Annotated in this window: 1 protein-coding gene; it reads right to left on the reverse strand. The window is 76.9% G+C overall.

What is annotated here, in order from left to right; genetic code table 11:
- Window positions 1-7,806, reverse strand: a 7,806-nt coding sequence (locus tag ABZ449_RS41285; protein ID WP_360357098.1) for an SDR family NAD(P)-dependent oxidoreductase, incomplete at both ends; no start/stop codon positions are given.

Raw genomic sequence — 7,806 nt, forward strand, 5'->3', positions numbered from 1 at the left:
TCGGCGAAGACGGGTGAGGTGTCGAGGAGTTCGAGGCCCATGCCGGGCCACTGGGTGCCGTGGCCGGGGAACACGAACACCGTCTTCCCCGGGACACCGCTGCCCCGGACGAGTCGGCTGTCCGGCTGATCGGCGGCCAACGCCCTCAGCCCGTCGAGGAGTTCGCCGCGCGTGGTGGCGACGACGGCGGCGCGCTGGGCGAAGGCGGTGCGGGTGTCGAGCGCGGCGGCGACGGCGGCGGGTGTGAGGTCGGGGTGGGCCTCGACGTGGTCCGCCAGCCGTCCGGCGTGCCGGCGCAGAGCGGCCGGGGTCCTGGCCGAGAGCGGCCAGGTGATCGGCGCCGCGTCGGACGAACCGGCCGCCTCTTGGGGTTCCCCGGCCGGGGCCACCGGCGGTGCGGCGGGGGCCTGTTCGAGGATGACGTGGGCGTTGGTGCCGCTGATGCCGAAGGAGGAGACGGCGGCGCGGCGCGGCCGGTCGTCGGCGGGCCAGTCGAGGCTCTCGGTCAGCAGCTCGACGTGGCCCGTGCTCCAGTCGACGTGCGGGGACGGAGCGTCGACGTGCAGGGTACGCGGCATGACCCCGTGCCGCATGGCCTCGATCATCTTGATGATGCCGGCGACGCCGGCGGCGGCCTGGGTGTGGCCGATGTTGGACTTGACGGAGCCGAGGCGCAGCGGCCGGTCGGCGGGCCGGTCCTGGCCGTAGGTGGCGAGCAGGGCCTCCGCCTCGATGGGGTCGCCGAGCCTGGTGCCGGTGCCGTGGGCCTCGACCACGTCGACGTCGGCGGCGGTCAGCCCGGCGCCGGCCAGGGCCTGGCGGATCACCCGGCGCTGGGCGGCGGCACTGGGCGCGGTGAGCCCGTTGGAGGCGCCGTCCTGGTTGACGGCCGTTCCCCGGACGACCGCGAGGACCGGGTGGCCGTTGCGGCGGGCGTCGGAGAGCCGCTCGACCAGCAGCAGGCCGACGCCCTCGCTCCACACCACGCCGTCGGCGGCGGCGGCGAAGGACTTGGAGCGCCCGTCGGGGGCCAGGCCGCGCTGACGGCTGAACTCGACGAAGGCGTTCGGGGTGGCCATGACGGTCACCCCGCCGGCGAGGGCGAGGTCGCACTCGCCGTTGCGCAGCGCGCGGGCGGCCAGGTGCAGGGCGACCAGCGACGAGGAGCACGCCGTGTTGACCGTCAGCGCGGGCCCGGAGAGGTCGAGTGCGTACGACACCCGGCCGGACGCCACGCTCGTCTGGGTGCCGGCGAGCAGGAACCCCTCGAAGCCGTCGGGTGCGGCCTGCATGAGCCGGTTGCCGTAGTCGTCGTACATGACGCCGGTGAAGACGCCGGTGTGGGTGCCGCGCAGGGCGGCGGGGTCGATGCCGGCGTTCTCGAGGGTTTCCCAGGCGGTTTCGAGGAGGAGGCGTTGCTGGGGGTCGGTGGCGAGGGCCTCGCGGGGGCTCATGCCGAAGAACTCGGGGTCGAAGTCGGCGGCGTCGTAGAGGAATCCGCCGTGGCGGGTGTAGCTGGTGCCGGGGTGGTCGGGGTCGGGGTGGTGGAGGGTGTCGAGGTTCCAGCCGCGGTCGGTGGGGAACTCGCCGATCGCGTCGACGCCGTCGGTGACCAGTCGCCACAGGTCTTCGGGGGAGCGGACGCCGCCGGGGTAGCGGCAGGCCATGCCCACGATCGCGATCGGCTCGTCGTCGCGCACCCGGGTGGCCGTGACCTCGTCCGCGCGGTCGGTGCCGGTGATCCGCTCGCCGAGGTACCGGGCGAGCGCGGCGGCGGTCGGGTGCTCGAACACCACGGTGGCGGGCAGCCGGAGGCCGGTGGCCGCGTTGACGCGGTTGCGCAGTTCGACGGTGGTCAGGGAGTCGAGGCCCTGTTCGCGCAGGGCCCGGTCCGGTTCGACCGTGCCGGGGTCGTCGTGGGCGAGCACCACGGCGGCCTTGGCGCGGACGAGGTCGAGCAGTGCCGCCTCCCGCTCGGCCGGGGGCAGCCCGGCGATCCTCCGGGCGGATGCGGCGGGTCGCGCGGCGGTACCGCGGACGCCGGTGCGGGGCAGCAGGCGGCGCAGCAGCGGGGGGACCTCGCCCCGCTCGTGCTCCGCCCGGACGGCCGCGAGGTCGAGCCGGGCCGGCAGTGCGACCGGACGGTCCGCGGCGAGCGCGGCGTCGAACAGGGCGAGCGCGTCCTCGGCGGGCATCGCGGCGAGCCCGCCGCGGCGCAGCCGCGTCTGGTCGGATTCGCTGATCCGCCCCGCCATGCCGGAGGAGTCGGCCCACAGGCCCCAGCCGAGTGAGACGGCGGGCAGGCCGCGGGCGCGGCGGTGCCGGGCGAGGGCGTCGAGGAAGGCGTTGGCGGCCGCGTAGTTGGCCTGGCCGGCGCCGCCGAGGGTGGCGATCGCGGAGGAGAACAGCACGAACGCGGAGAGCGGCAGCTCGCGGGTGAGCAGGTGCAGGTTCCAGGCCGCGTCGGCCTTGGGGCGCAGGACGGCGTCGGTCCGCTCGGGGGTGAGGGAGGTGACGGTCCCGTCGTCGAGGACGCCGGCGAGGTGGACGACGGCGCGCAGCGGCCGGTCCGCGGGGACGGCGGCCAGCACCGCGGCCAGCGACCGGGGGTCGGCGGCGTCGGCGGCGGTGACGGTGACCTCGGCGCCCAGGGCGCGCAGTTCCTCGGCCCGCTCCGCGGCCCCGTCGGCGTCGGGGCCGCGGCGGCTGACGAGGACGAGGTGCCGCACCCCGTGGGCGGTCACCAGGTGCCGGGCGAGCAGGGCGCCGAGGCCGCCGGTACCGCCGGTGAGCAGTACGGTGCCGTCGAGGGCGGGGCCCGCGGTGACCGTGCCGCCGGTCGCCGGGTGGTCGCCGGGCGGCTCGGCGGTGGTGAGCGGGGCGAGCCGCGGGACCTTCACCGACCCGGCGCGGAGCGCCAGTTGGGGCTCGCCGGTACTGACGGCGGCGGGGACGGCCCGGGTCGAGGCCGGGTCGTCGTCCAGGTCGAGCAGGACGATCCGGTCGGGGTGTTCGGTCTGCGCGGACCGGACGAGGCCCCAGACGGTGGCGGTCGCCGGGGACGGTGCGGGCGCCGTGTCGTCCACGGCGACCGCGCCCCGGGTGGTGATCACCAGCCGTGCGTCGGCGAGGAGTTCGTCGGCCAGCCACTCCTGGACGAGTGCCAGCGCCTGCCCGGTGAGCCGGTGCGCGGCGGCCGCGGGACCGTCGGCGTCCGCGGGACCGTCGGCGGCCTCGTCCGGCCGGCCGTCGTCGTCAGGTCCGGCGTCGTCGGCGTGCAGCGGTCCGGCGAGGACGAGGTCGGGGACGGGGGCGCCGCCGGCGACGGCCTCGCGCAGCGCGGCGAGGTCCGGGTAGGAGTGCGCGGCCGGGCCGTCCGTCGGCCGCGCGTCGCCGAGCAGGGCCCACCGGGCGGCCTCGGGCGCGCCGAGCGGCAGCGGCCGCCATTCCACGGCGTACAGGTCCCGTACGGTCCGTGCGGGGGCGAGCCGGTCGACGGCGACGGGCCGCAGGGCGAGGGTGCCGGCGGCGAGCACCGGGCCGCCGGTCCCGTCGGCGACGGTCACCTCGACGGTGTCGGCGCCGGCCGGGGCCAGCCGGACGCGGAGCGCTTCCCCTGCCGAGGAGCCCGGGCCCGCAGCCGGACCGGAGCCCGGACCGGAGCCCGTGCCGGCTTCCACCGTCCCGGTGGTGAAGCCGGTCCAGGAGAACGGCAGGGACATCCGCCCGGAGTCCTCCCGGAGCAGCCCGGTGGAGGCCAGCGGGTGCAGCGCGGCGTCGAGCAGTGCCGGGTGCGGTGCACCCCGCCCGGTGTCCGTCCCCAGCTCGGCCGGGACGGTCAGCTCGGCGAACAGTTCCTCGCCCAGCCGCCAGGCGGCCCGGACGTTCCGGAACGCCGGTCCGTACTCGTAGCCCTGCGCGTGGAGGCGGTCGTACAGCTCGGCGACGTCGAGTTCGGCGGCGCCGTGCGGCGGCCACTGACCGTCCGGGAACGGGTCCGCAGCCGCGCGGGGGCCGTCGGCCGTACCGGCCGAGACGAACCCGGCCGCGTGCCGGGTCCACTCCGCGCCGCCCTGGCGCGCGTACAGCCGCACCGGGCGTCGCCCGGCTCCGTCGGCGGCGCCCACGACGACCTGGAGCCGGACCTCGCCGTCCTCGGGGACGGCGAGCGGCGCCTCCAGGGTGAGTTCGTCGACGGTGTCGCAGCCCACCTCCGACCCGGCCCGTACGGCGAGGTCCAGCAGCGCGGTGCCGGGCAGCAGGACGGTGCCGCGCATCGCGTGGTCGGCCAGCCAGGGCCGGGAGGCGGTGGACAGCCGCCCGGTGAACACGTGCCCGTCGCCGTCGGCGAGTTCCGTCACGGTGTCCAGGAACCGGTGCCCGAGGGCACTGGTGCCGCGTGCGGCCGGCTCGATCCAGTAGCGCTGCCGCTGGAACGGGTAGGTCGGCAGGTCGAGGGCGTCCGTCGGGGCGCCGCGCAGGACGGCCCGCCAGTCCACCCGTACGCCCTGGGCGTGCACCCGGCCGAGCGCCGCCGCGAACCGGTCCCAGCCGCCGTCGTCACGGCGCAGCGACTCGGCGACCACGGCGCCGGCGGTGCCCGCCGCCTCCACGGTCTGCTCGATCGCCTGGGTCAGCACCGGGTGCGGGCTGATCTCGACGAAGGTGCGGTAGCCCTCGGCCGCCAGCTCCCGGATCACCGGCTCGAACTCGACCCGGTGGCGCAGGTTGCGGTACCAGTACCCGGCGCCGGTCTCGAACGGCTCCTGCCGGACCCCCTGCACGGTGGAGCGGAAGGCGGTGTGCGGCGTGCGGGGGGCGATCGGCGCGAGCACCTCCGCCAGCCGGTCCCGGACGGCCTCCACGTGCACGGTGTGCGAGGCGTAGTCGATCGGCACCCGCCGGGACCAGACGCCGGTCTCGGCGCAGTGCGCGGCCAGCTCCTCCAGGGCGGCGAGGTCGCCGCCGACGACGGTGGAGGAGGGGCCGTTCAGCGCGGCGACGGTCAGTCGGCCGTCCCAGCGGGCGATCAGTCCGGTCACCTGCTCGGGGGAGCCGGCTACCGACAGCAGGCCGCCGGTGTGCGCCAGCGGCAGCAGCTCCCTGCCGCGCAGCGCGACCACCCGCGCGGCGTCCGGCAGCGACAGCGCGCCGGCGACGTACGCGGCGGCGATCTCGCCCTGGGAGTGGCCCATCACCGCGTCGGGCTCCACCCCCGCGGCCCGCCAGAGTGCGGCGAGGGCCGCCACCACCGCGAACGTCGTGCACTGGATCACGTCCGACCGGTCCATCCCGGGAGCGCCCGGTGCACCGGCCAGGACGTCGCGCACCGACCAGTCCAGGTACGGCTGGAGGGCGTCGGCGCAGGCGAGGAGTTCCGCCCGGAAGACCGGCGAGGCCTCCATCAGTTCGGCGGCCATGCCCGCCCACTGGGAGCCCTGTCCGGGGAAGACGAACACGACCTTGCCCCGGTCGGCCGCCGTCCCCCGTTCGACGCCGGGCGCCGGTTCGCCGTCGGCGAGCGCGTCCAGGCCGGCCCCCAGGGCGGCCCGGTCGGTGCCGGTGAGGACGGCGCGGTGGGCGAAGGCGGGGCGGCCGGTGGCGAGGGCCCGGCCGATGCCGGCCAGCGCGTGGTCCGGGGCCGTGCCGAGGTGCCGGCGCAGCAGGTCGGCCTGGGCGCGCAGGCCCTGCTCGTCGGGCGCCGAGACCAGCCACGGCACGGCGGTGTCGGCGCCGGTGGCGAGCACCGGGCGGTCGCCGTCCCCGGCGGCCCCGGCCGGTTCGCCGCCGGCCCGGACCTCGGGCGCCTCTTCGAGCACCAGGTGGGCGTTGGTGCCGCTGATCCCGAACGAGGACACCGCGGCCCGGCGGACGGCGGTGTCGGGCCACGGGCGCGGCTCGGTCAGCAGCCGTACGGTGCCCGCCGACCAGTCGACCTGACGGGTCGGCCGGTCCACGTGCAGGGTGCGCGGCAGCGACCGGTGGCGCATCGCCATCACCATCTTGATGATGCCGCCGACACCCGCCGCGGCCTGGGCGTGCCCGATGTTGGACTTCAGGGACCCCAGCCACAGCGGGGCGTCCGCGGGCCGGTTCCGTCCGTAGGTGTCGATCAGGGCCTGGGCCTCGATGGGGTCGCCGAGCCGGGTGCCGGTGCCGTGCGCCTCGACGGCGTCCACGTCGGCGGGGCCGAGCCCGGCGTCGGCGAGTGCCTGCCGGATGACCCGTTCCTGGGACGGTCCGTTGGGCGCGGTCAGCCCGTTGCTCGCCCCGTCGGAGTTGACGGCGGAGCCGCGGATCAGGGCGAGGACGCGGTGCCCGTTGCGGCGGGCGTCCGAGAGCCGCTCCAGCACCAGCATCCCGGCGCCCTCGGCCCAGGCGGTGCCGTCCGCGCCGTCGGAGAAGGCCTTGCACGTGCCGTCGGCGGACAGTCCCTGCTGCCGGCTGAACTCGACGAAGATCCCGGGGGTGGCCATCACGGCCACGCCGCCCGCGAGCGCCAGCGGGCAGTCCCCGTTGCGCAGGGCCCGGGCCGCGAGGTGCAGGGCCACGAGCGAGGACGAGCACGCGGTGTCCACGGTGAGCGCGGGGCCCTGGAGGCCCAGGGTGTACGCGATCCGGCCGGACGCGACGCTCGCGGTCGTACCGGTCAGCAGGAAGCCCTCCAGGCCTTCGGCGCCCTCGGTCAGCCGGGGGCCGTACTCCTGGGACATCGCGCCGACGAACACGCCGGTCTGGCTGCGGCCCAGCGACAGCGGGTCGATGCCGGCCCGTTCCAGGGCCTCCCAGGACACCTCCAGCAGCAGCCGCTGCTGGGGGTCCATCGCCTGGGCCTCGCGCGGGCTGATGCCGAAGAACGCGGGGTCGAACCGGTCGGCGTCGGCGAGGAACCCGCCGCGGCGCACCGAGGAGGTGCCGGAGGCCGCCGACTCGGGGTCGAACAGGGCGTCGAGGTCCCAGCCCCGGTTGTCCGGGAAGTCGGAGGTCGCGTCCGTCCCGGTCTCCACCAGCCGCCACAGCTGCTCGGGCGTGCGCACACCGCCGGGGAACCGGCAGGCCATGCCGACGATCGCGATCGGGTCGTCCGCGGCCGGCCCGTCCGTCGTGGAGCCGGTCCCGCGCCCGGCGGCGGGTGCGGCGGTTCCGGGCGCCTCGGCGAGGCGGTCGCGCAGGTGCTCGGCGAGGCGCTGCGGCGTCGGGTGGTTGAACAGCAGTGCGGAGGGCAGCTCCAGGCCCGTGGCCGCCACCAGCCGGTCGCGCAGCTCCACGGCGAGCGAGGAGTCGAAGCCGAGTTCCTTGAACGAGCGGCCGGAGGTCAGCGCCTCGTCGCCGGTGTGGCCCAGGACGGCGGCCGCGTTCCGGTGCACCAGGTCCAGCAGTGCCCGGCGCCGTTCGGAGGGCGGCAGCGCGGTCAGGGCGTCGGACGCCGAGGGCGGGGCGGCGGTGTCCGGCTCCTGCGCCCGCGGGTCCTGCGCCGGTCCGCCGGTCGGGGTGTCGGCGGTGGTCCGCGGGCCGGCCCCGGGCGCCAGCCAGTGGCGGCGGCGCTGGAAGGGGTAGGTCGGCAGGGAGACGCGCCGGGGCTGCCCGTCCTCGAAGAGCCGGGCCCAGTCGACGTCCGCGCCGGCGGTGTGCAGCCGTGCCATCGCGGTGAGGAACGCCGTCCAGCCCGGCCGCTTGCGGTGCAGGGTGCCGGTGGTGACGGTCTGCGTACCGGTGTCGGTGGTGTCGGCGGTTTGTTGGATGGGGGTGGTGAGGACGGGGTGGGGGCTGGTTTCGATGAAGTGGGTGTGGCCGGTGTGGAGGAGG

Source organism: Kitasatospora sp. NPDC005856, from assembly GCF_040629945.1.
GTDB lineage: Bacteria > Actinomycetota > Actinomycetes > Streptomycetales > Streptomycetaceae > Kitasatospora.